The organism is Streptomyces lincolnensis (assembly GCF_001685355.1).
GTDB classification, from domain to species: domain Bacteria; phylum Actinomycetota; class Actinomycetes; order Streptomycetales; family Streptomycetaceae; genus Streptomyces; species Streptomyces lincolnensis.
This window is the reverse complement of the sequence record NZ_CP016438.1, coordinates 2,473,743-2,494,515: the sequence shown is the minus strand read 5'-3', so window position 1 is coordinate 2,494,515 and position 20,773 is coordinate 2,473,743. Positions and strand designations below refer to the sequence as shown.

General features: G+C 70.5%; 20 protein-coding genes. 12 read left to right on the top strand and 8 right to left on the bottom strand.

Annotated elements, in window-relative coordinates; genetic code table 11:
- The first annotated feature begins 82 nt into the window (after window positions 1-82).
- The 3 genes from SLINC_RS11035 (at window position 83) to moaA (ending at window position 3,193) form a co-directional block, all read left to right on the top strand.
- On the top strand, window positions 83-439 hold the full coding sequence (locus SLINC_RS11035; RefSeq protein WP_067430093.1) for a DUF485 domain-containing protein: 357 nt from the start codon (window positions 83-85) through the stop codon (window positions 437-439).
- The gene (locus tag SLINC_RS11030; protein WP_067430090.1) at window positions 436-2,064 is read left to right on the top strand and encodes a solute symporter family protein; all 1,629 of its coding nucleotides are present in this window, start codon (window positions 436-438) and stop codon (window positions 2,062-2,064) included. The genes SLINC_RS11035 and SLINC_RS11030 overlap by 4 nt, the downstream gene beginning before the upstream one ends.
- 139 nt (window positions 2,065-2,203) lie before the next feature.
- A complete protein-coding gene (moaA, locus tag SLINC_RS11025) occupies window positions 2,204-3,193 on the top strand; it encodes a GTP 3',8-cyclase MoaA (RefSeq protein WP_067445219.1) in 990 nt (329 codons plus the stop codon).
- On the opposite strand, the gene SLINC_RS11020 is transcribed toward moaA, so the two are convergent.
- On the bottom strand, window positions 3,176-3,400 hold the full coding sequence (locus tag SLINC_RS11020; protein WP_067430087.1) for a hypothetical protein: 225 nt from the start codon (window positions 3,398-3,400) through the stop codon (window positions 3,176-3,178). The two genes, moaA and SLINC_RS11020, sit on opposite strands and share 18 nt — an antisense overlap.
- Before the next feature lie 226 nt (window positions 3,401-3,626).
- Window positions 3,627-4,046: a DUF3099 domain-containing protein gene (locus SLINC_RS11015; protein ID WP_067430084.1), complete on the bottom strand. Its 420-nt coding sequence runs from the start codon at window positions 4,044-4,046 to the stop codon at window positions 3,627-3,629.
- Window positions 4,047-4,292: 246 nt separating this feature from the next.
- Here SLINC_RS11015 and SLINC_RS11010 point away from each other — a divergent pair, with 246 nt between their 5' ends.
- Window positions 4,293-4,571, top strand: a complete 279-nt coding sequence (locus SLINC_RS11010) for a GlsB/YeaQ/YmgE family stress response membrane protein (RefSeq protein ID WP_067430081.1) — start codon at window positions 4,293-4,295, stop codon at window positions 4,569-4,571.
- A gap of 62 nt (window positions 4,572-4,633) precedes the next feature.
- On the opposite strand, the gene tyrS is transcribed toward SLINC_RS11010, so the two are convergent.
- The 3 genes from tyrS to SLINC_RS10995 all read right to left on the bottom strand — a co-directional run bounded on the left by tyrS (window position 4,634) and on the right by SLINC_RS10995 (window position 8,967).
- Window positions 4,634-5,902, bottom strand: coding sequence for a tyrosine--tRNA ligase (gene tyrS / locus SLINC_RS11005; protein WP_067430078.1), 1,269 nt, complete (start codon window positions 5,900-5,902; stop codon window positions 4,634-4,636).
- Window positions 5,903-5,957: 55 nt separating this feature from the next.
- Window positions 5,958-7,361, bottom strand: coding sequence for a metallopeptidase TldD-related protein (locus SLINC_RS11000; protein ID WP_067430075.1), 1,404 nt, complete (start codon window positions 7,359-7,361; stop codon window positions 5,958-5,960).
- Between the two features lie 82 nt (window positions 7,362-7,443).
- Entirely contained in the window at window positions 7,444-8,967 is a 1,524-nt protein-coding gene (locus SLINC_RS10995) for a TldD/PmbA family protein (RefSeq protein WP_067430072.1), read from the bottom strand.
- Window positions 8,968-9,216: 249 nt separating this feature from the next.
- Here SLINC_RS10995 and fabG point away from each other — a divergent pair, with 249 nt between their 5' ends.
- The 3 genes from fabG to SLINC_RS10980 all read left to right on the top strand — a co-directional run bounded on the left by fabG (window position 9,217) and on the right by SLINC_RS10980 (window position 11,213).
- The gene (gene fabG / locus SLINC_RS10990) at window positions 9,217-9,921 is read left to right on the top strand and encodes a 3-oxoacyl-[acyl-carrier-protein] reductase (protein WP_067430069.1); all 705 of its coding nucleotides are present in this window, start codon (window positions 9,217-9,219) and stop codon (window positions 9,919-9,921) included.
- Between the two features lie 5 nt (window positions 9,922-9,926).
- On the top strand, window positions 9,927-10,694 hold the full coding sequence (gene fabI, locus SLINC_RS10985; RefSeq protein ID WP_067430066.1) for an enoyl-ACP reductase FabI: 768 nt from the start codon (window positions 9,927-9,929) through the stop codon (window positions 10,692-10,694).
- Window positions 10,695-10,859: 165 nt separating this feature from the next.
- A complete protein-coding gene (locus SLINC_RS10980; RefSeq protein WP_067430064.1) occupies window positions 10,860-11,213 on the top strand; it encodes a hypothetical protein in 354 nt (117 codons plus the stop codon).
- Here SLINC_RS10980 and SLINC_RS10975 read toward each other — a convergent pair.
- On the bottom strand, window positions 11,188-11,883 hold the full coding sequence (locus SLINC_RS10975) for a FadR/GntR family transcriptional regulator (RefSeq protein ID WP_067430062.1): 696 nt from the start codon (window positions 11,881-11,883) through the stop codon (window positions 11,188-11,190). The two genes, SLINC_RS10980 and SLINC_RS10975, sit on opposite strands and share 26 nt — an antisense overlap.
- A gap of 73 nt (window positions 11,884-11,956) precedes the next feature.
- Between SLINC_RS10975 and SLINC_RS10970 the strand changes: the two genes are divergently transcribed.
- The 4 genes from SLINC_RS10970 to SLINC_RS10960 all read left to right on the top strand — a co-directional run bounded on the left by SLINC_RS10970 (window position 11,957) and on the right by SLINC_RS10960 (window position 14,462).
- Complete coding sequence (locus SLINC_RS10970; RefSeq protein WP_375141478.1) at window positions 11,957-13,330, top strand: CynX/NimT family MFS transporter; 1,374 nt, start codon at window positions 11,957-11,959, stop codon at window positions 13,328-13,330.
- A 51-nt stretch (window positions 13,331-13,381) separates the two neighbouring features.
- A complete protein-coding gene (locus tag SLINC_RS49960) occupies window positions 13,382-13,498 on the top strand; it encodes an SGM_5486 family transporter-associated protein (protein ID WP_252100554.1) in 117 nt (38 codons plus the stop codon).
- 173 nt (window positions 13,499-13,671) lie between these two features.
- Complete coding sequence (locus SLINC_RS10965; protein WP_067430055.1) at window positions 13,672-13,878, top strand: hypothetical protein; 207 nt, start codon at window positions 13,672-13,674, stop codon at window positions 13,876-13,878.
- 65 nt (window positions 13,879-13,943) lie between these two features.
- On the top strand, window positions 13,944-14,462 hold the full coding sequence (locus tag SLINC_RS10960; RefSeq protein WP_067430053.1) for a SixA phosphatase family protein: 519 nt from the start codon (window positions 13,944-13,946) through the stop codon (window positions 14,460-14,462).
- A gap of 74 nt (window positions 14,463-14,536) precedes the next feature.
- Here the strand turns inward: SLINC_RS10960 and serB are convergent, their stop codons facing one another.
- Together serB and SLINC_RS10950 are read right to left on the bottom strand one after the other, a co-directional pair.
- A complete protein-coding gene (gene serB / locus SLINC_RS10955) occupies window positions 14,537-15,763 on the bottom strand; it encodes a phosphoserine phosphatase SerB (protein ID WP_067430052.1) in 1,227 nt (408 codons plus the stop codon).
- Between the two features lie 180 nt (window positions 15,764-15,943).
- A complete protein-coding gene (locus SLINC_RS10950; RefSeq protein ID WP_067430049.1) occupies window positions 15,944-17,971 on the bottom strand; it encodes a streptophobe family protein in 2,028 nt (675 codons plus the stop codon).
- A gap of 239 nt (window positions 17,972-18,210) precedes the next feature.
- On the opposite strand from SLINC_RS10950, the gene SLINC_RS10945 reads away from it, so the two are divergent.
- Window positions 18,211-20,733 carry an ABC transporter ATP-binding protein/permease gene (locus SLINC_RS10945; protein ID WP_067430046.1) on the top strand — a complete coding sequence of 841 codons (2,523 nt, stop codon included), beginning with the start codon at window positions 18,211-18,213 and terminating at the stop codon, window positions 20,731-20,733.
- The last annotated feature ends 40 nt before the right edge of the window (window positions 20,734-20,773 follow it).

Below are 20,773 nucleotides of genomic sequence, written 5' to 3'. Positions count from 1 at the left end.
CCGCCGTGACCTTGGGCAGGGAACGCGAGGACACTCGCCCCCGATCCCCGTCACAACCGCACCCGCAACGCGAGGAGACTCCGTGGCCACCGACGCACCGCCACCCTCGAAAGAACAACACAAACTCCCCAGCCCCGAGGAGTTCACCGAGGTGCACGAGAGCGCGGAGTTCCGTGAACTGCGCCGCTCCTACCACTCCTTCGCCTTTCCGCTGACCGTCGGCTTCATCGCCTGGTACCTGCTGTACGTCCTGCTCTCGAACTACGCGGGCGACTTCATGGGCACCAAGGTCGTCGGCAACATCAATGTGGCGTTCGTCCTCGGTATCGCCCAGTTCGTCACCACCTTCCTCATCGCCTGGTGGTACTCGCGGCACGCCGCCGCGAAGCTCGACCCCAAGGCCGAGGCCATCAAGTCCCGAATGGAGGGTGGCGCATGAGCCCCGCGATGTCCCATGTGCAGCTTGCCGCCAACGAGGCCAGCGAGCACCGGCCACTGATCATCACCCTGTTCGCGCTCTTCGTGGTCGCGACCCTCTTCATCACCGTCTGGGCGGGCCGCCAGACCAAGGACGCCGCGGACTTCTACGCGGGCGGCCGGTCGTTCAGCGCCTTCCAGAACGGCCTCGCCGTCTCCGGCGACTACATGTCCGCCGCGTCCTTCCTCGGTATCGCGGGCGCCATCGCCCTCTTCGGATACGACGGCTTCCTGTACTCCATCGGCTTCCTGGTCGCCTGGCTGGTCGCCCTGCTCCTGGTGGCCGAGCCGCTGAGGAACTCCGGCCGGTACACGATGGGCGACGTCCTCGCGTACCGCATGCGCCAGCGCCCGGTGCGCACCGCCGCCGGTACCTCCACGATCGTCGTGTCGATCTTCTACCTGCTGGCCCAGATGGCGGGCGCGGGCGTCCTGGTCTCACTGCTGCTCGGCATCACCACCGACGCGGGCAAGATCCTCATCGTCGCCCTCGTCGGCGTCCTGATGATCGTGTACGTCTCCATCGGCGGCATGAAGGGCACCACCTGGGTCCAGATGGTCAAGGCCGTGCTGCTCATCGGCGGCACCATCCTGATCACCTTCCTGGTGCTGCTGAAGTTCAACTTCAACATCTCCGACCTGCTGGGCAAGGCCGCCGAGAACAGCGGCAAGGGCGCCGCCTTCCTGGAGCCCGGTCTCCAGTACGGCGCGACCGGCACCTCCAAGCTGGACTTCATCTCCCTCGGCGTCGCCCTGGTCCTCGGCACCGCCGGTCTGCCGCACATCCTGATCCGCTTCTACACGGTGCCCAACGCCAAGGCGGCGCGTAAGTCCGTGAACTGGGCGATCGGCATCATCGGCGGCTTCTACCTGATGACCATCGCGCTCGGCTTCGGCGCCGCCGCACTGATCTCGCAGGACGAGATCATCGCGTCCAACCCGTCCGGCAACACCGCGGCGCCATTGCTGGCCCTCCATCTGGGCGGCGTCGACTCGGCCTGGGGCGCGATCCTGCTCGCCACCATCTCGGCGGTGGCCTTCGCGACGATCCTCGCGGTCGTCGCCGGACTCACCCTGGCCTCGTCCTCGTCGTTCGCCCACGACATCTACGCGAACGTCATCAGGAAGGGCCAGGCCACCGAGAAGGAGGAGGTCAGGGCGGCCCGCCTCGCGACCATCGGCATCGGCGCCGTCTCCATCCTCCTCGGCGCCCTCGCCCGCGACCTCAACGTCGCCGGCCTGGTCGCCCTGGCCTTCGCGGTCGCGGCCTCCGCCAACCTGCCGACGATCCTCTACAGCCTGTTCTGGAAGCGGTTCACCACCCAGGGCGCGCTGTGGTCGATCTACGGCGGTCTGATCGTCGCCGTCGGCCTGGTGCTGTTCTCGCCCGTCGTCTCCGGTGACCCCAAGGCGATGTTCCCCGACGTGGACTTCGCCTGGTTCCCGCTGAAGAACCCGGGCATCATCTCCATCCCGTTCGGCTTCCTGATGGGCTGGCTCGGCACCGTCCTGTCCAAGGAGGAGCCCGACGTCAAGAAGTTCGCGGAGCTGGAGGTCCGGTCCCTGACCGGCACCGGCGCCCACTGAGCAGGTCCCCCGAGCGGCCGCGTCGTAGCTCTCTACGACGCGGCCGCGTCGTACGTCGTGGGATCGGGCCCTGTCGATGTCGGACGTCTCACGTAGGCTCACAGGTGAAGGAAACACTGTGACGAGGGAGGGGGCCCACGTGCTCATCGACACATACGGCCGGGTGGCCACCGACCTGAGGGTCTCGCTGACCGACCGGTGCAATCTGCGGTGCACCTACTGCATGCCCGAAGAGGGCCTGCAATGGCTCGCGAAGCCCGACCTGCTCACGGACGACGAGATCGTCCGGCTGATCGACATCGCCGTCACCACCCTCGGGATCGAGGAGGTCCGCTTCACCGGCGGCGAGCCCCTGCTGCGCCCCGGCCTGGTGGGCATCGTCGAGCGGGTCGCCGCCCTGGACCCGCGCCCCCAGATGTCCCTCACCACCAACGGCATCGGCCTCAAGCGCACGGCATCCGCCCTGAAGGCGGCCGGCCTGGACCGGGTCAACGTCTCCCTGGACACCCTGCGCCCCGACGTCTTCAAGACGCTCACCCGCCGGGACCGCCACCAGGACGTCATCGCCGGCCTGGAGGCCGCCCGTGACGCGGGCCTGACCCCGGTCAAGGTCAACTCGGTCCTGATGCCCGGGCTGAACGACGACGAGGCCCCGGACCTCCTGGCCTGGGCGGTCGAGCACGACTACGAACTGCGCTTCATCGAGCAGATGCCCCTGGACGCCCAGCACGGCTGGAAGCGCGACGGCATGATCACCGCGGGGGACATCCTGACCTCCCTCCGCACCCGCTTCGAGCTCACCGAGGAGGGTTCGGACAAGCGCGGCTCCGCTCCCGCCGAGCGCTGGATCGTCGACGGCGGGCCGCATGTGGTCGGCGTCATCGCCTCCGTCACCCGCCCGTTCTGTGCGGCCTGCGACCGCACCCGGCTCACCGCCGACGGCCAGATACGCACCTGCCTCTTCGCCCGCGAGGAGACCGACCTGCGCGCCGCCCTGCGCTCCGGCGCCCCCGACGAGGAGATCGCCCGCATCTGGCGTCTGGCGATGTGGGGCAAGAAGGCGGGCGCGGGCCTGGACGACCCGACGTTCGTCCAGCCGGACCGGCCCATGTCAGCCATCGGTGGCTGAGGAACCCTCTTCCCACTCCTTCAGCAGGACGACGTCCTTCAAGAACCCCCGCACTCCGAGGAACTGCGACAAATGCTCGCGGTGCTCCTCGCAGGCGAGCCAGGTCTTGCGCCGCTCCGGCGTGTGAATCTTGGGGTTGTTCCACGCCAGCACCCACACGGCGTCGGCACGGCAGCCCTTGGCAGAACAAATGGGCGTGTCACTCACAGGTTCGTCTCACAGAGGTACGCACAAAAAGGCGACGCCGAGCAGCCACGGGGGGAGCTGCCCGGCGTCGGTCTGTCGCTCCGACGGGGGATGCGGAGCGCTTACGAAGTATGTCACGGGTAACCCGTCGCCCGGCACTGGAACAACATGATTGATCTGAGCTTTTCTTGAGCTTGGTGGGGGCCTGACTTCCGCTTCCGACGCATCCGATACGGATGCGCCATGATCATGCCCGCTCGTGCGGTTCGGACCGCGCACCGGGCGCCGGATCGGCCGGCACGTCCTCCGGACCGGGTTCCGCGAAGCCTTCCCGCGGCGTCCCGTCGCCCTCCTCCGCGCGCGGCGGAAGGATCATCGGCGGGGTCGGCGCGGTCACGAACGTCGACGGCAGCGACGGCGCGTTCTCCCGTCCCGCGTTGGCGACCACCACGGCGACATAGGGCAGCACCATGCCGAGCACCAACGCGACGATCGCGACGTGCCGTTCGACGTCCCACAGGGTCGCCGCGAGGATCACCGCGATCGTACGGACCGTCATCGAGATGACGTATCGGCGCTGCCGCCCGCGCACATCCTCCTGGAGTCCCGTCCGGGCTCCGGTGATCCGGAACACCTGGGCGTTGCCGCCGTCATGCTGCTTCCGCATCACATTCCACCATCCGCCCGCATCGGCCCCTCCCCGTACCGCACCAGGGTCCGTCCCCCGTCGGGGAACGGGACCCGGACAGGTCCCACGTTACGCCTGGCCTGCGCCGCCTACGAGACCGGGGCGCCGCTGATCCGGCCGATCCGCCCGGGCCGCAGCGCGTACGGACGAGGCCGACATGCGGCGTAGCGCGAACGGACCGACACTGGGCGTAATGCTCACGTCGAGCCGTACAAGGAGGCAGCCATGGGCTGGTTGTGGGCGATCATCGTGGGATTGGTGCTGGGCCTGATCGCGAAGGCGATCATCCCGGGCAAGCAGCACAGCCCTCTGTGGCTGACGACCATCTTCGGCATGCTGGGCGCCATCGTCGGCAACGCGATCGCGCGCTGGGCGGGCGTCGACTCGACCTCCGGCATCGACTGGAGCCGCCACGCCTTCCAGCTCGTCGCCGCGGTCGTCATCGTCGCGGTCGGCGACATGCTCTACATGGCGACGCTGGGCAAGCGGAAACAACGCACCTGAGCCGTAGCGCACGTCAGGGGCGCGGAGCCGTATCGACCTACGGCTCCGCGCTCCTACGGCGTTCACGCGCCGGTGACCTCGACCGCGGCCAGGTTCTTCTTCCCTCGCCGCAACACCAGCCACCGCCCGTGCAACAGCTCCTCCTGCGAGGCGACCGCGTCCTCCGCCGTGACCTTCGCGTTGTTCACGTAGGCCCCGCCCTCCTTCACGGTCCGCCGCGCGGCGGACTTGCTGGCCACGAGCCCGACCTCGGCGAACAGGTCGACCACGGGACCGAGCTGCGGGACCCGGACGTGCGGCACCTCGGACAGGGCGGCCGTCAGCGTCTTCTCGTCCAGCTCCGCCAGATCGCCCTGCCCGAACAGGGCACGGCTCGCGGCGATCACGGCGGCCGTCTGGCCGGCCCCGTGGACCAGGGTCGTCAGCTCCTCGGCGAGCGCGCGCTGCGCGGCCCGGGCCTGCGGCCGCTCCTGCGTCTGCTGCTCCAGCTCCTCCAGTTCCTCGCGGGACCGGAAGGACAGGATGCGCATGTACGTGGAGATGTCCCGGTCGTCCACGTTCAGCCAGAACTGGTAGAACGCGTACGGCGTCGTCATCTCCGGGTCCAGCCAGACGGCGCCGCCCTCGGTCTTGCCGAACTTGGTCCCGTCCGCCTTGACCATCAGCGGCGTTGCCAGGCAGTGCGCCGAGGCCTCGGGCTCCAGGCGGTGGATCAGGTCGAGCCCCGCGGTGAGGTTGCCCCACTGGTCGCTGCCGCCCTGCTGGAGCGTGCAGCCGTAGCGGCGGTACAGCTCCAGGAAGTCCATGCCCTGGAGCAGTTGGTAGCTGAACTCCGTGTAGCTGATGCCCTCCTGGGACTCCAGGCGCCGGGCGACGGAGTCCTTGGTCAGCATCTTGTTGACGCGGAAGTGCTTGCCGATGTCCCGCAGGAACTCGATGGCCGACATCCCGGCCGTCCAGTCCAGGTTGTTCACCATCGTCGCGGCGTTCTCGCCCTCGAAGGACAGGAACGGCTCGATCTGCGCGCGCAGCCGGCCGACCCAGTTCGCGACCGTCTCCGGGTCGTTCAGCGTGCGCTCCGCCGTGGGGCGGGGGTCACCGATCTGGCCGGTCGCCCCGCCCACCAGCGCCAGCGGACGCAGGCCCGCCTGCTGGAGCCGGCGCATGGTGAGAACCTGCACCAGGTGGCCGACGTGGAGACTCGCCGCGGTCGGGTCGAAGCCGCAATAGAACGTGACGGGACCGTCCGCGAGCGCCTTGCGCAAAGCGTCCTCGTCGGTGGACAGGGCCCACAGGCCGCGCCACTTCAGCTCGTCGACGATGTCCGTCACGGTTCTCGTGTCTCCTTGATGATCATCCGCAGTCGAGTGACTGCCGGCTACGAGGTTATACGCCCTGACTGACAGAGCTCATATTGAAATCGGGGATCCGCAGCGAGGGCATCGCGGCCCTGGTGAACCAGTCGCTCCACTCCCTCGGCAGCGTCTTCTCCGTGCGCCCGGCCTCGGTGGCCCGGCCCAGCAGATCGACCGGCGACTCGTTGAACCGGAAGTTGTTCACCTCGCCGCTGACCTCGCCGTTCTCGACGAGATAGACGCCGTCCCGGGTCAGGCCGGTGAGCAGCAGCGTGGCCGGGTCGACCTCGCGGATGTACCAGAGGCAGGTCAGCAGCAGCCCGCGCTCGGTGTTCGCGACCATCTCCTCCAGGGACTTGTCCTCGCCCCCGTCCAGGATCAGGTTGTCGATGCCCGGCGCGACCGGCAGGCCGGTCAGGTCCGCGCTGTGCCGGCTGGTCAGCAGGCTGTTCAGTTCGCCCTGGCGCACCCACTCGGTGGCGGACAGCGGCAGCCCGTTGTCGAAGACCGACTGGTCGCCCCCGGAGGAGTGCACGAGCACGAAGGGCGCGGACTCCAGGCCCGGCTCGTTCGGGTCGCTGCGCAGCGTCAGCGGCAGATCGGTGAGCTTCTCGCCCACGCGCGTGCCACCGCCCGGCTTGGAGAACACCGTGCGGCCCTCGACCGCGTCCCGGCCCGACGCCGACCACATCTGGTAGATCAGCAGGTCCGCGACGGCCGTCGGCGGCAGCAGTGTCTCGTACCGCCCGGCCGGCAGCTCGATCCGCCGCTGAGCCCAGCCGAGACGTACGGCCAGCTCCGCGTCCAGCGCCGCCGGGTCGACGTCCTTGAAGTCCCGGGTGGAGCGGCCCGCCCACGCCGAGCGGGTGCGGTCCGGCGACTTGGCGTTCAGCTCCAGCGTGCCGTTCGGCTGGTCGTGCCGCAGCCGCAGCCCCGTCGACGTACCGAGATAGCTGGAGACCAGCTCGTGGTTGGCGAAGCCGTACAGCTCGCGACCGCCCGCACGCGCGCGTGCGAAGGCCTCGCCGAGCGCCGGCGCGAAGTCGGCGAACACGGCGGAGGAGGTCTCGGCCGGCGCGTCCGTGAAGTCGGGCGACTCCGGTACGCCCGTCACCAGCGGCCGGGCATCCTCGGCGGGTTCGGCCCCGCGCGCGGCGGCCTCGGCGGCCCGCACCAGGGGCTCCAGCTCGTCCTCGGTCACGGCCGAGCGGGAGACGACACCGGAGGCGGTGCCCTCCCGGCCATCGACGGTCGCGACGACCGTGAGGGTCCGCCCGCGCGTCACACCGTTCGTGGTGAGCGCGTTGCCCGCCCAGCGCAGGTTGGCGGTCGACTGCTCGTCGGCGATCACCACACAGCCGTCGGCCCGGGACAGCGCGAGGGCACGCTCGACGATCTCGTGCGGCTTGTGCGCCTTCGGGGACTGAGGGCTCATCGACCGGCCTCCTGCGTGGTGTTGAGACTGTGCTTTCCCGGGGGATAACCCCCGGGCCCCCAGCCGAGTGTGTACTCGACGTTCATCGACCGGCCTCCTGCGTGGTGTTGAGGATGTTGACGCCCTTGAAGAGGGCCGACGGGCAGCCGTGCGAGACGGCCGCGACCTGCCCCGGCTGGGCCTTGCCGCAGTTGAAGGCGCCGCCCAGGACATACGTCTGCGGACCGCCCACCGCGGCCATCGAGCCCCAGAAGTCGGTGGTCGTCGCCTGGTAGGCGACGTCCCGCAGCTGCCCGGTGATCCGCCCGTTCTCGATCCTGAAGAACCGCTGACCGGTGAACTGGAAGTTGTAGCGCTGCATGTCGATGGACCAGGACCGGTCCCCGACGACGTAGATGCCGCGGTCCACGCTGCCGATCAGATCCTCCGTCGACATCCCGGCCGGATCCGGTCGCAACGACACGTTGGCCATGCGCTGCACGGGCACATGGCCGGGGGAGTCGGCGAACGCGCACCCGTTGGAGCGCTCGAACCCGGTCAGCTTCGCGATCCGCCGGTCCAGCTGGTAGCCGACGAGCGTGCCGTCCTTCACCAGGTCCCAGGACTGGCCCGCGACGCCCTCGTCGTCGTAGCCGATGGTCGCGAGCCCGTGCTCGGCGGTGCGATCGCCCGTCACGTTCATCAGGTCGGAGCCGTAGCGCAGCTTGCCCAGCTGGTCGAAGGTGGCGAAGGAGGTGCCGGCGTAGGCGGCCTCGTAGCCGAGCGCGCGGTCCAGCTCGGTGGCGTGGCCGATGGACTCGTGGATGGTCAGCCACAGGTTGGACGGGTCCACGACGAGGTCGTAGACGCCCGACTCGACGCTCGGCGCGCGCATCTTCTCGGCGAGCAGTTCCGGGATCCGCGCGAGCTCGTCGTCCCAGTCCCAGCCGGTCCCGGTCAGGTACTCCCAGCCGCGTCCGACCGGCGGCGCGATGGTGCGCATGGAGTCGAACTCGCCGCTGGACTCGTCCACCGACACGGCCGTCAGCGAGGGGTGCAGCCGTACCCGCTGCTGCGTGGTCACGGTCCCGGCGGTGTCGGCGTAGAACTTGTTCTCATGGACGGTGAGCAGCGAGGCGTCGACGTGGTTGACCCCGTCCGCCGCCAGCAGCCGCGCGCTCCACTCCGCGAGCAGCGCGGCCTTCTCCTCGTCGGGCACGCTGAACGGATCGATCTCGTACGACGAGATCCACGTCCTGTCGGCGTGCACCGGCTCGTCCGCCAGCTCCACCCGCTCGTCCGACCCGGCCGCCCGGATCACCTGCGCGGACAGCTTCGCCATCTGCACCGCCTGCGAGGCGACCTTGGCGGCCGCGTCCAGGGTCAGGTCCACGCCCGAGGCGAACCCCCAGGTGCCGCCGTGCACGACCCGCACCGCGTACCCGAGGTCGGTGGTGTCCGACGTCCCGGAGGGCCTGGCGTCCCGCAGCCGCCAGGACGCACTGCGCACCCGCTCGAACCGGAAGTCCGCGTGGTCGGCCCCCAACGCACGCGCGCGTGCCAGCGCGGCGTCGGCGAGGGCACGTAGCGGGAGCGCCGTGAAGGCTTCGTCGATGGTATGAGGCACCTGGGTCTCTTCCTGTAGGCATGACTGTGACCGGCGGTTGCCCCGATCATGTCGCGGCCACGGGTCCGCGGACCACACGTTTGTGCCCGGAGTCCGCAGTTTCTGTAGGGACCCGACAGTGAGTCCCCCGAGCCACTGTGGGTGCCCGAATGTCCGCGCGGGGACCGGGACCGATAGGTTTTCGGAGAAGCCGCCTGTCATCCAGGTGTTCGGGCGGGTGTGTCAGACCGCTATCGAAAGGGTGATCCGTTGAGCCGCTCGGTTCTCGTCACCGGAGGCAACCGGGGCATCGGCCTCGCCATCGCCCGCGCGTTCGCCGACGCCGGCGACAAGGTCGCCATCACGTACCGCTCGGGGGAGCCGCCGTCCGGCTTCCTGGCCGTGAAGTGCGACATCACCGACACCGAGCAGGTGGAGCAGGCCTACAAGGAGATCGAGGCCGAGCACGGCCCGGTCGAGGTCCTGATCGCCAACGCCGGCGTCACCAAGGACCAGCTCCTGATGCGGATGTCCGAGGAGGACTTCACCTCGGTCGTCGACACCAACCTCACCGGCACCTTCCGCGTGGTCAAGCGCGCCAACCGCGGCATGCTGCGCGCCAAGAAGGGCCGCGTCGTCCTGATCTCGTCGGTGGTCGGGCTGTACGGCTCGCCGGGGCAGGCGAACTACGCCGCCTCCAAGGCCGCCCTGGTCGGCTTCGCGCGTTCCCTCGCCCGTGAGCTGGGCTCGCGCAACATCACCTTCAACGTCGTCGCGCCCGGTTTCGTCGACACCGACATGACCAAGGTCCTCACCGACGAGCAGCGCGCGGGCATCGTGTCGCAGGTGCCGCTCGGCCGGTACGCGCAGCCGGAGGAGATCGCCGCGACGGTGCGGTTCCTCGCCTCGGACGACGCCTCGTACATCACTGGAGCCGTCATCCCCGTTGACGGCGGACTGGGAATGGGTCACTGATCACCATGAGCGGAATTCTCGAGGGCAAGCGCGTCCTGATCACCGGTGTGCTGATGGAGTCCTCCATCGCCTTCCACGCCGCCAAGCTGGCCCAGGAGCAGGGCGCCGAGATCATCCTGACCGCCTTCCCGCGGCCCACGCTGACCGAGCGCATCGCCAAGAAGCTCCCCAAGCCCACCAAGGTCATCGAGCTCGACGTCAGCAACGACGAGCACCTGGCGCGGCTGGCCGACCTGGTCGCCGAGGAGCTGGGCGGCCTGGACGGCGTCGTGCACTCCATCGGCTTCGCCCCGCAGGACGCCCTCGGCGGCAACTTCCTCAACACGCCGTTCGAGTCCGTGGCCACCGCCATGCACGTCTCGGCGTTCTCCCTGAAGTCGCTGACCATGGCCTGTCTGCCGCTGATGCAGAACGGCGGCTCGGTCGTCGGCCTCACCTTCGACGCGCAGTACGCCTGGCCGCAGTACGACTGGATGGGCCCGGCCAAGGCCGCCCTGGAGGCCACCAGCCGCTACATGGCGCGTGACCTGGGCAAGCAGAACATCCGCTGCAACCTCATCTCCGCTGGCCCCATCGGCTCCATGGCCGCCAAGTCCATCCCGGGCTTCAGCGACCTGGCCGCCGTGTGGGACAGCCGCTCCCCGCTGGAGTGGGACCTGAAGGACCCGGAGCCGGCCGGCCGCGGCATCGTCGCCCTGCTGAGCGACTGGTTCCCGAAGACCACCGGCGAGATCATCCACGTCGACGGAGGCCTGCACGCCATCGGCGCGTGACCCCGCCGCCGAGGCCCGGCCCGGTCCGAGGGCCCGCACCCGCCACGGGTGCGGGCCCTCACCCGTTCGGCTCACCAGCCCGGGCGGGCACCGGCCACAACTGCGCACCCTGGATTACGCGTTCACTCCGTGATTCCCTCCCCAGCCCGGCCGAGGAGGTCCCTTGTGCGCCTGTCCCGCAGCCTGGCCTCAGTGACCGCAGCCGTCTGTCTCGTGATGTCCCTGCCGTACGACGCGATGCCGCACGCGCGCGTGGAGACGCGGCGGGCCGCCGCGCCGGAGCCGTTCGGCGCCTCCTGCCACAGCAGGATCACCGGCTCCCAGGTGACCGCGTACTGCCACAACCCGTATCCGCGTACCGACGGCGTCCGCCTGCACATCGAGTGCGACCGCTGGTGGGACCTCGACAGCGACGGCGCCCAGGTTCGGGCCGGGCCCGCCCAGACCGTGAGGCTGACCGGCCGGTGCTGGAAGGAGATCCGCGCGGTATGGGTCAGCCACCGGAAGCTGGCTCGCTGAACCGCCCGGGACGGCACAGGAACGGATAGCTGGCCGCCTCCTCGGCCGCCGCGGCCGCGTCGCCGGTCCGGATCGCGTCGACCAGCCGCGCGTGGTCCATGTGCGTCTCCGGTGTCAGCTCCTCGCCGACGTCCTCGCGCAGCCAGTCCCGCAGCACCTCGCCCAGGTCGGCGTACATCTCGGTCATCACGTCGTTGTGGGAGGCGGCCACCACCGCGAGGTGGAAGGTGGCGTCCGCGGCCACGAAGGCCTCCGTGTCGCCCGACTCCCAGGCCTCCTCGCGCCGCACCAGGAGCGCGTCGAGCTGCTTGAGGTCCTTCTCCGTGCGCCGTACGGCGGCCAGCCGGGCGGCGGACGACTCCAGGGTGGACCGCAGCTCGGCGATGTGCCGGGGGTCGGCGTCGGCGAAGCGGCGGTGCATCACACCCGCCAGCTCACTGGTCGCCACGACATACGTTCCCGAGCCCTGGCGGATGTCCAGCAGGCCGTTGTGCGCCAGCGCGCGGACCGCCTCGCGGACGGTGTTGCGGGCGACGCCGAGCTGCTCGACCAGTTCGGGTTCCGTGGGGATCCGGGCACCGACCGGCCACTCGCCCGACGTGATCTGGGTCCGCAGCGCGGCGATGACCTGCTCGGACAGCGCCGACCGACGGGGATGACTCAGAGGCATGGCACACCTTCGCACGGGCGGGGCCGGTGCGGGCGGCCCGAGGATGGACAACCAATCATCCTATGATTCTATGATGGGTCTCATGGCGCGTGAGGAAACCCGGACGACGCAACCCACGACCGTACGCACGTCGGCCACCGACCCGGCCGTCGACGTGGCGTCGGATGCCCAGGGAGATGCCCAGGCGGCCGCGATGCGCGCCCCGCGCGCGTGGGTGGTGCGTCTGGTCGTCGTCGCCATCGTGCTGTCCGCCCTGAACCTCCGCCCGGCCATCACCAGCCTCGGCGCGCTCCTCGAAGAGGTCCGCGACGGACTCGGCATGAGCGGCGGCGTCGCCGGGCTCCTCACCTCCATGCCCCCGCTCTGTTTCGCCCTCTTCGGCGGCATGGCCCCCCGGCTGGCCCGCCGCTTCGGCCCGAGCGCCGTGGTGTGCGCGGGCATGCTCGCCATCACCGCGGGCCTGCTCATACGCCCGTACGCGGGGAGCACGGCCGGGTTCCTGGCCGCCAGCGCCCTGGCCCTGATGGGGATCGCGGTCAGCAACGTCCTGATGCCGGTCATCGTCAAGCGCTGGTTCCCGGACCGGGTCGGCTCCATGACCGGCCTGTACTCCATGGCGGTCGCCCTCGGCACCGCGGCGGCCGCCGCGGTGAGCGTGCCGATGACCGACGCCCTGGGCGGGAACTGGCAGTCCGGACTCGCCCTGTGGGCCGTCCTGGCGGCCGTGGCCGTGGTGCCGTGGGTCCCGCTCCTCCGGGACCGGGGGGCGGCCCCGGACGCGCGAGGCGCCGCCTCCACGGCCGCGAAGGCCCCCGCGTCATCGGCCGGGCGGACCCCCGCGCGCGAGGAGGCCGCCGCCCCCGTGCGGATCACCCGGAGCCGTACCGCCTGGGCGCTCGCCGTGTTCTTCGGGCTCCAGGCCACCGCCGCCTACATCACGATGGGCTGGATGGCGCAGATCTTCCGGGACGCGGGCGTTCCGGCGTCCACGGCCGGGCTGCTGCTGGCCGTCACCATGGTGATGGGCGTGCCGCTGGCCTTCGTCATCCCGCGCCTGGCCTCCCGGCTGCCGCACCAGGGCCCGATCGTGGTCGCGCTCGGCGTCTGCGGGCTCGCCGGATACGCCGGTCTCTACGCCGCCCCGGCCGCCGGCGCCTGGGCCTGGGCCCTCCTGCTCGGCATCGCCAACTGCGCCTTCCCGCTGGCGCTCACCATGGTCGGGATGCGGGCCAGGACCGGCGTCGGCGTCGCCCAGTTGTCGGCCTTCGCGCAGAGCACCGGCTATCTGATCTCCATCCCCGGCCCGATCCTGGTGGGCGTGCTCTACCAGAGCAGCGGCGGCTGGGGGCTGCCGATCGCCCTCATGACCGGCCTGATGATCCCGCAGATGGTGGTGGGCGTCCTGGCGGGGCGCAACCGCACGGTGGAGGACGAGGCGGCCCGCTGAGCGCGGTGCCCCGCCTCGGCCGTCGAATCCGGGGGGTGCGAGACTTGGCGTATGCCAGTGCTCGAGCCGAACCCCCAGAACGGCCAGAAGAAGATGCTGCTCGTCTTCGGCTCGTTCTTCGCCATCTTCATCGTCATCGCCGTCATCGCGACGATCGCCTCGCCCTGATCCCGGATCCCCGGCCCGCCCGCGGTGGGGGTAGCCCCCGCATCCCCTAGGGGGTGAGTGTCAGGGTCAACTGGGTGGATCACCGGATGGGTTGAGGGGCGCGGAGCCCGTAGCTTCGAGATGTGACCGCGAAAGACGGGTCACGGACCACTCGAAGACGAGCGGAGGCACTCATGTCGGCCCCTACGCAGACCCCGCCCCACCCGGCGTCCCGGGGTGGCGTCGACATCCGCCTGCCCTGGTGGGCCCTGGCCCTGCCGACACTCGCCTTCGTCGTGCTCCTGGCGCTGATCCTGAACCCGTCGGACGCCCACGCGGCGACCGGCGACCCCGCCGTCACCCGCCTCCTTCAGCACCTCCAGCAGCTCATAGCGGGCTGAGCACGGCCTGATCCGCCGGTCAACTCCCTGCGCCCCGTGGCGTGTTTCATGCGAAGCTGGATCCCATGAGCGTCGCAGAACCCCGCAGGATTGTCCTCTTCCGGCATGCGAAGGCCGACTGGCCACAGGTGACCGACCATGAGCGGCCGCTCGCCGACCGGGGCCGCAAGGAAGCGGCGGAGGCCGGACGGAGGCTGACCGACACCGGTCTCTCCCTGGACCTGGCCCTGTGCTCCACGGCGACCCGGACCCGCGAGACCTGGAAGCTCGCCGTCCAGGAGTTCCCGCACCGGCCGAAAACGGTCTACGAGGAGCGGATCTACGAGGCCTCTCCCGGCGAACTGATCGCCCTGCTCAACGAGACCCCCGACGACGCGCAGAACGTCGTCCTGGTCGGCCACAACCCGGGCATCCAGGGCCTCGCCGACATCCTCGCCGGCTCGGCCGAGGGCGATGCCCGTGACCGGATGAGCGGCCGCGGCTTCCCGGCCGCCGCCTTCGCCGTCCTGTCCTTCAGCGGCTCCTGGAAGGCACTGGAGCCCGGCGTCGCCACGCTGCTGGAGTACTGGGCCCCCTCCGACTGACCCGACTGACCCACTCCCAAGACGCGCGTGAGGGGCCCGGCGGATGCCGGGCCCCTCGTCACGCGGTACGTCGCTCAGTCCTCGTCGTGCATGTCGGCCGCCTCGACCTCTTCACGGGTGACGCCCAGCAGATACAGGACCGTGTCCAGGAAGGGGAAGTTCACCGCGGTGTGCGCGGCCTCCCGCACCACCGGCTTGGCGTTGAAGGCGACCCCGAGCCCGGCCGCGTTCAGCATGTCCAGGTCGTTGGCGCCGTCACCGATCGCCACCGTCTGCGCCAGCGGTACGCCCGCCTCCGCGGCGAACCGGCGCAGCAGCCGCGCCTTGCCCGCCCGGTCCACGATCTCCCCGGTGACCCGGCCGGTCAGCCTGCCCTCGGCGATCTCCAGGGTGTTGGCATGGGCGAAGTCCAGCCCGAGCCGGTCCTTGAGGTCGTCCGTGACCTGGGTGAACCCGCCGGACACCACACCCACTTGATAGCCGAGCCGTTTCAGCGTACGGATCAGCGTGCGCGCGCCCGGCGTCAGCCGCACCTCGCTGCGCACCTTGTCCACCACCGAGGCGTCCAGCCCCTTGAGCAGCGCCACGCGCGCGTGCAGCGACTGCTCGAAGTCCAGCTCCCCGCGCATCGCCGCCGCCGTCACCTCGGCGACCTCGGCCTCACACCCGGCGTGCGCCGCGAAGAGCTCGATCACCTCGTCCTGGATGAGCGTCGAGTCCACGTCCATGACGATCAGCCGCTGGGCCCGGCGGTGCAGCCCCGCCGCGACGACCGCGACATCGACACCGAGCTTCGCCGCGTCGGTCACCAGGGCCGTGCGCAGCGGTTCGGTCTCCACACCGGACACCGCGAACTCCACCGCGGTCACGGGGTACTTGGCGAGCCGGAAGATACGGTCGATGTTGCCGCCGGTCCGCGTGATACGACCGGCCACCGCCCCCGTCGCCTCCGCGGTGAGCGGGTGTCCGAGCACCGTGACCAGGGAACGGCCCAGCCCGCGCGGCCTGTTGTCACCACGGCCGGAGATGATCTCCGCCTGCATCTTCACCGACTCCGCCCAACTGTGGACGGTCGACCGCAGATCACCCTCCAGCCCGCGCGGCGGCGCGGTCACGAGCGCGCACAGCACCATGCGGCCACGGGTGACGACCTGCTCGATGTCGACCACGTCGACGGAGAAGGCGGCGAGGGTGTCGAAGAGTCCGGCCGTGATGCCCGGCCTGTCCTTCCCGAAGATCTTCACGAGAAGGGTGGGGACATCGGAGATCGAGGCGGCGATCGAGGTCTGCGAAGCACTCATGGTGTTCCCACCGTATCCGGCACTCAGTGCATTCTGCGCATGAGGTCCGTCTGACGGACAGGGAACAGTGGGCGACGGGCAGGTGTCGCCGATCTTACGGCGCGCGGACGTTTGCGCAGCGTACGCGACTGATTGCGGGCGGACACGTGCCCGGTTCCGCTCGCCGGCCCGAGCGGCCGGTCACCGCCGTCCCTTCGGTCCCCTCGGAGCGGGGGGAGGCGGCGACGGGGGAGGAGGCGGGGGCCGGCGCCGCTTGGCCGGCTGGTTCGACCCGGAAGACGGCCCGTCCTCCTCCGGCATCCGTCCCGGCCCATGGGGCGACCGAGGCGGCGGATCGACCGGCCGGGCCACCGTCGGAGCGCCGTACATCCCGTCACCGGGCGACTGCGAGACATCCGGCCACGACGACGCCTCCTCGGCCGAGCGGGCATCGCGTGAGGCCGAACGCGCCTCTCCGGAGGACCCGGCGCCCCCACGGGCCTGCTCCGCTCCGGGCGGCCGGGCGTCCTCCGGCTCCCGGACGATCCCTTCGGGCATCCGCAGATAGGGATTGGTCGCCGGATTCGGCGGCCGGTAGGACGAACCCGAGGAGTACGGCCCGGACTGGCTCCCCCGCGCCCCACCACCCGGCGGCCCCACCCCGGCCCCGCCCCCGTACCCCGGCCCGACCGCACCGCCGACACCACCCGCACCGAGCCCACCCTCACCGGCACCCTCGGCCGACCACCCGGAACCCCGCCCAGGCGCCCCCGCCCCCACGTCACCCAGTGCCAGCGCCGCGGTCCGCTGCCCCGCCGCCCCCGTGGCACGGGCGAGCAGCGCCCCCGCCGCCCCCGCGACCGCGCCCCACAGGGCACCCAGCAGCAGGGCCATCCCGAGGTTCCCGTCGAGCTTGATCCCGGCGCCGAAGGCGTTGAAGCCCAGGACGGACAGGGAGGCGTCCACCGCGACCTCGGTCAGCCAGGCGAGCAGCGGCATGGCCAGAGCCGTGGCGACCCCCAGCCGCAGCGCGCACCGGCCCGCGAACCGCACGGCACCCGGATCCCGTACGACCGCACCGGGCCGTGCACCAGGCCGTGCACCGGACCGCGCGGGCTCCGCCACCGGCGTCCGCACCGCCGTCAGCACCCCGGCGAGCAGCATCATCATCGCCGCGCCGATCCCCAGCAGCCACACCCGCCCGTCCAGCTCCGCCAGCCGCCCCAGCGTCACGGACTGGTCGGACTCGGAGTTCAGCAACCGGTCGAGCGGATCGGGCAGGAAGTTCGTCAGCACCCCCGTCGCCCGGCCGTCGAACGGCACGAACAGACCGATCGGAATGCCCAGCCACACCCCGTTCGGCGCGCCCAGCAGCGCGGCGCCCGCGATCCGCTTGGGGTTGTCGTCACCGATCGCCGCGTACGCCGCCGCCGCGAACCCGGCGGCCACCGCCATCAGCAACACCGTGACCAGGGCGGACGCGGCAGGCCGTACCACCCGGTGGACGGCTTCCCAGCCGTGGGGGAGGGGCGTACGGCGTGAGGCCAGCAGCGCGATCAGCAGGACCCCGGCGCACCAGCCGAGGCCGCCGAGCAGCGTCGGCGCGGTGTCCACGGTGAACCCCACGGCGGCCTGCGCGTCGACGAGGTCGCCGATCCGGTCGGGCAGCAGCCCCCCGATGTCGCCGATGTCGCCGACCCCGGGGATCTCGACACCGCCGCCCCCGCTTCCGCCGGGCAGGTCGTCGAGCCCCAGCGCGCTCCCGTCGATCGTGATGACGTCGTGCCCGGCCCAGGCCAGCCCGCCCAGCATCGCCACGAACAGCGCGATCACCGCGCCCGCCCGCGCGAGGAGTTCGGACGGTGCGATCACCACCCCGGCCGTGCGCAGGGACCGTAGGAAGAACCATGACAAAAGGAGCGCACCCACCAGTCCGACACCGAGTGGCGTGATCTCGATGGCGGTCGCCGCCTGGGCGCCCGACAGGCCGAACGCGGACACATCGCCGGACGGAGTGACCGAACCACCCGCCCCAAGAGCCACCACCGCCGCGGTCATCGGGCCGAGCGAGGCCGTCGTGTCCGCCCCCAGCAGATGCAGACCGAGCGCCGCCGTCCCCGCCATCCCGATCAACGCCCAGCTCACCGCGGCGATCGCGGACAACAGGATGTCCCCCCACGGCAGCCTCGTGCCGGGCTTCGCCGCCCCGACGCTCATGGACGCACTCATGGCAGACCCCCCGATCCGCGGCGCGGCCGGTCGCCGCACTGTCCCCCTCGCGTGGATTACCCACTCTCCGGGTCGGTTTCAACCCCGTCAACGGAACCGGTCGAAGCGTACGAACGTGGTCTTCACAAGGCCCGACTTTCGGTCAGGGGGTGCAGCCTGAAATAGTTCCCGACGATGTTCGACATCCCTAGACTCCCTGTGTTGGGGGTAACTCGGGGGACTACTCAGTGGGGCATGGAGTGCCGGAACTCGTACTGGAATCAAATGGACGGACCTGGACGCTTGATCCGTCCAGGTCATACACCCTCGGACGTGATCCGCAGGGGGACGTGGTGCTCGACGACGCCAGGGTCTCCTGGCGGCACGCCACGATCAGCTTCAACGGCCGCAGTTGGGTCATCGAGGACCACGGCAGCACCAACGGCACGTTCGTGCAGGGGCAGCGGATCCACCAGCTGGAGATCGGCCCCGGCGCGTCCGTGAACCTGGGCAACGCGACCGACGGGCCGCTGGTCGGCCTGACCGGCGCCGCGGCCGCCGTGGCGTCGCCGCAGGCCCAGCCGCAGCAGCAGCCGTACGCCGCGCAGGGCGCCAACCCGGGCTGGGCGCAGCAGGCGCCGCCTCAGCAGGCGGCCCCGCAGGCCGGCTGGCAGCAGCCGCAGCAGGCGCACCAGCCCGCGCCGATCCCGCAGCAGCAGGGCCCCGGTGGTGGCGCGGGGGCGCCGCCGGTCTACGGCGACCGCAGCCCGACCACGTTCCACCAGTTCGCGCTCGGCCGCGTGATGCGGATCGGCCGTGCCCTGGAGAACGAACTGGTCGTCTCGGACCTCCAGGTCTCCCGTCACCACGCGGAGTTCCACGCGACGCCCGACGGCCGCTTCGAGATCCGTGACCTGGGCTCGCACAACGGCACCTACGTCAACGGCCAGCCGATCGCCAAGGGCGGTTCGCAGCTGCTCGGCCCGAACGACATCGTGGGCGTCGGCCACTCCACGTTCCGCCTGGTCGGGGACCGTCTTGAGGAGTTCGTCGACACCGGTGACATCTCCTTCTCGGCCCGCCACCTGACCGTCACGGTCGACGGCGGCAAGCAGATCCTCAAGGACGTCTCCTTCGGCGTACCGGAGAAGTCGCTGATCGCGGTCATCGGCCCGTCCGGTTCCGGCAAGTCGACCCTGCTCAAGGCGCTGACCGGCTACCGGCCCGCCAACCAGGGCGATGTCCTCTACGACAACCGGAACCTCTACAAGCAGTTCGCCGAGCTGCGCCAGCGCATCGGTCTGGTCCCGCAGGACGACATCCTGCACAAGGAGCTGACCGTCAAGAAGGCCCTGAAGTACGCGGCCAAGCTGCGCTTCCCGGCCGACACCACCGGCGCCGAGCGCGACGCCCGCATCGACGAGGTGCTGCGCGAGCTCAAGCTGGACATCCACAAGGACAAGAAGGTCACCTCGCTCTCCGGTGGCCAGCGCAAGCGCGTCTCGGTGGCCCTGGAGCTGCTGACCAAGCCGTCGCTGATCTTCCTGGACGAGCCGACCTCCGGCCTGGACCCGGGCATGGACCGCGATGTCATGCAGCTGCTGCGCGGCCTCGCCGACGACGGCCGCACGGTCCTCGTCGTCACGCACTCCGTGGCCGAACTGGCGATCTGCGACAAGCTCCTGGTGATGGCACCCGGCGGGTCCGTCGCCTACTTCGGTCCGCCGGAAGAGGCCCTGAACTTCTTCGGCTACGACACCTGGGCCGACGTCTTCTCCGCCTTCGAGAACTACCGCGACTACGACTGGGCCGGACGCTGGAAGGGCTCCCAGCACTACCAGATGTACGCCGCGGACATCGACGCGGTCGCACCACAGTCCGTACAGATGCCTCCGATGCAGGCGATGCGGCCGCCGAAGCCGCAGGGCTGGATGTCCCAGTTCACCACCTTGGTGCGCCGCTACGTCTCGGTGATCGCCTCCGACAAGGGCTTCCTGGCGCTGACGGTGATCCTGCCGCTCGTCCTCGGCTCGGTGAGCCTGCTCATCGACTCGGGCAAGGACCTCCTGGTCAACACGGAGATCAACCCGGTCACCGGCAAGCCCGTCGCCAACGGCACGGCCCTCACCGTCCTGCTGATCCTCGCGGTCGGCGCCTGCTTCGCCGGTGCCGCCAACTCCGTCCGTGAGCTGATCAAGGAACGGGTCATCTACGAGCGGGAGCGCGCCACCGGCCTGTCCCGGTCCGCGTACCTGATGTCCAAGGTGTTCGTTCTCGGCGTGGTCACCGTGCTCCAGGGCCTGATGGTCGGTGTCATCGGCTTCTCCAGCCGCACGATTCCGGACCAGGGCCTGATCCTCGGCAGCCAGACGCTGCTGGAGCTGTGCATCCCGATCATGGCGCTGGGCTTCACCGCGATGATGTTCGGCCTGATCATCTCGGCCCTGGTGAAGACCGCCGAGAAGACCATGCCGTTGCTGGTCATGTTCGCGATCGTCCAGGTCGTCTTCACCGGCTGCCTGTTCCCCCTGGCCAACTCGGTCGGCGTCAACGAGCTCTCGTACCTGATGCCGTCGCGCTGGGCGGTCGCCGCCGCGGGCGCCACGCTCGACTTCAACCGGATCAGCCCGCCCGCCAAGGGCGACAGCAACGACCCGCTGTGGGAGCACACCGTCGGCGCCTGGGGCATGGACATGGCCGCCCTGATCGCCATCGGCGTCGTCTGCGGCTTCTTCGTGGCCCGCTTCCTGCGCCGCCACGAGCCGGAGGTCATGCGCAAGTGATCACTGTCGTACGACGGTGAGCGCGACGCCGAAGGGCGGC

Excerpts from the sequence above, each read along its gene's own strand:
- SLINC_RS11030 (WP_067430090.1), top strand. The coding sequence starts at position 436 with ATGAGCCCCGCGATGTCCCATGTGCAGCTTGCCGCCAACGAGGCCAGC.
- SLINC_RS11015 (WP_067430084.1), bottom strand. The coding sequence starts at position 4,046 with ATGCGGAAGCAGCATGACGGCGGCAACGCCCAGGTGTTCCGGATCACC.
- SLINC_RS11010 (WP_067430081.1), top strand. The coding sequence starts at position 4,293 with ATGGGCTGGTTGTGGGCGATCATCGTGGGATTGGTGCTGGGCCTGATC.
- SLINC_RS11000 (WP_067430075.1), bottom strand. The coding sequence starts at position 7,361 with ATGAGCCCTCAGTCCCCGAAGGCGCACAAGCCGCACGAGATCGTCGAG.
- fabI (WP_067430066.1), top strand. The coding sequence starts at position 9,927 with ATGAGCGGAATTCTCGAGGGCAAGCGCGTCCTGATCACCGGTGTGCTG.
- SLINC_RS10975 (WP_067430062.1), bottom strand. The coding sequence starts at position 11,883 with ATGCCTCTGAGTCATCCCCGTCGGTCGGCGCTGTCCGAGCAGGTCATC.
- SLINC_RS10970 (WP_375141478.1), top strand. The coding sequence starts at position 11,957 with ATGGGTCTCATGGCGCGTGAGGAAACCCGGACGACGCAACCCACGACC.
- SLINC_RS49960 (WP_252100554.1), top strand. The coding sequence starts at position 13,382 with ATGCCAGTGCTCGAGCCGAACCCCCAGAACGGCCAGAAGAAGATGCTG.
- SLINC_RS10965 (WP_067430055.1), top strand. The coding sequence starts at position 13,672 with ATGTCGGCCCCTACGCAGACCCCGCCCCACCCGGCGTCCCGGGGTGGC.
- SLINC_RS10960 (WP_067430053.1), top strand. The coding sequence starts at position 13,944 with ATGAGCGTCGCAGAACCCCGCAGGATTGTCCTCTTCCGGCATGCGAAG.
- serB (WP_067430052.1), bottom strand. The coding sequence starts at position 15,763 with ATGAGTGCTTCGCAGACCTCGATCGCCGCCTCGATCTCCGATGTCCCC.
- SLINC_RS10950 (WP_067430049.1), bottom strand. The coding sequence starts at position 17,971 with ATGAGTGCGTCCATGAGCGTCGGGGCGGCGAAGCCCGGCACGAGGCTG.